The following is a 1,324-nucleotide window of genomic DNA, read 5'->3' on the forward strand; positions in this document are numbered from 1 at the left end:
TTAAGCAAAGGATTTAGTTCTGTATTGTACAGGACTGAGTCCTTTTAGTTTTACCTTAATGCGTTTGTTGTTGTAATAATTAATATAGTCTACAATAGCTTGTTCCAAATGCTCAATTGACTTGAACGTCTTCTCATAACCATAAAACATCTCAGACTTAAGAATGCCAAAGAAGGATTCCATCATGCCGTTGTCTGGACTATTGCCTTTACGTGACATAGATTGTTGGATTCCCTTGTCCTCTAAAAAATGATGATAGAAATCATGTTGATATTGCCATCCCTGGTCACTGTGTAGAATAGTGTTCTCATAGTACTTCTCTGTGAAAGCTTGTTCCAACATCATTTTTACTTGTGCTAAGTTGGGCGAAGTAGAAAGATTGTAGGCGATAATTTCGCTGTTAAAACCATCTAAAACTGGTGATAAATAGAGTTTTTGGCTGCTTGCTGGAATGGCAAACTCTGTCACATCTGTGTAGCACTTTTCCATTGGTTTTGATGCTTCAAACTGGCGTCGAATGAGATTTTCTGCTTTCTTACCAATCTCTCCTTGATATGAAGAGTACTTCCGTTTTCGGCGAATTCGAGCACTTAAACCAAGAGCCTTCATCAGACGTTGCACTTTCTTATGATTTACCACGAAGCCACGATTTCTCAATGCAAGAGTGATGCGACGATAGCCATAATTTCCTTTGTGTTCAGTAAAAATAGCTTGAATTTCAGCTTTGATAGTTTGATTCTTATCCGTTTGATCCAGCTGTTTTAAGTGGTAATAATAGGTCGAACGAGCAAGCCTAATAATCTTTAGAAGAATCTCTAAAGCAAACTCTGTTACCAATCCTCGAACAATTTCCGTTTTTCTTCTTGCTCTTTTTCGTCCCTCAATCGGAGTTCTCTCAACTTTTTTAGAACAGCGTTCTCCGCTCTCAAGTACTCATTTTCTGCTTGAAGTCGCTCTAGTTCTGTCATCTCTTCAGGTTTCTTCTTTGGCTTACGTCCCATTTTAGGCGGTCTCCCTCTTGCTTTCTCAACAATAGTATACCCATTTTTCTTGTATTGTGCTATCCAATTGTTAAGCAAACCTTGATTGGAGAGGCCATAGTCCAGAGAAACACTTTGTTGGGAACAACCTTCAAGCAGAACCTTATTAATCATTTCTCGTTTTAATTTAGGAGAATAGTAACGCTTCTTTCCCTTTTTGACGATGTTTATTCCATAACGGTCAATTAATTTCACCATGTACTTTAGACCAGAAACGTTCACCTCAAATTGATTTGAAAGTCGTTTAAAGCTTTCTCCTTGCTTTCTCAGTTCATATATTTGAA

General features: G+C 37.8%; 1 protein-coding gene. It reads right to left on the reverse strand.

Features of this window, described 5'->3' with window-relative positions:
- Positions 1–1,324 (reverse strand): IS3 family transposase gene (locus O3670_RS10925; RefSeq protein WP_371596173.1). Its coding sequence is split into 2 segments (ribosomal slippage), with 1,325 coding nucleotides annotated over them: positions 1–899 and positions 899–1,324; the frame shifts between segments, so codons are not numbered across the junction. This gene is flagged as partial in the annotation.

The sequence above is a fragment of the Streptococcus sp. 27098_8_74 genome (genome assembly GCF_041431705.1).
Taxonomy (GTDB): Bacteria; Bacillota; Bacilli; order Lactobacillales; family Streptococcaceae; genus Streptococcus; species Streptococcus salivarius_E.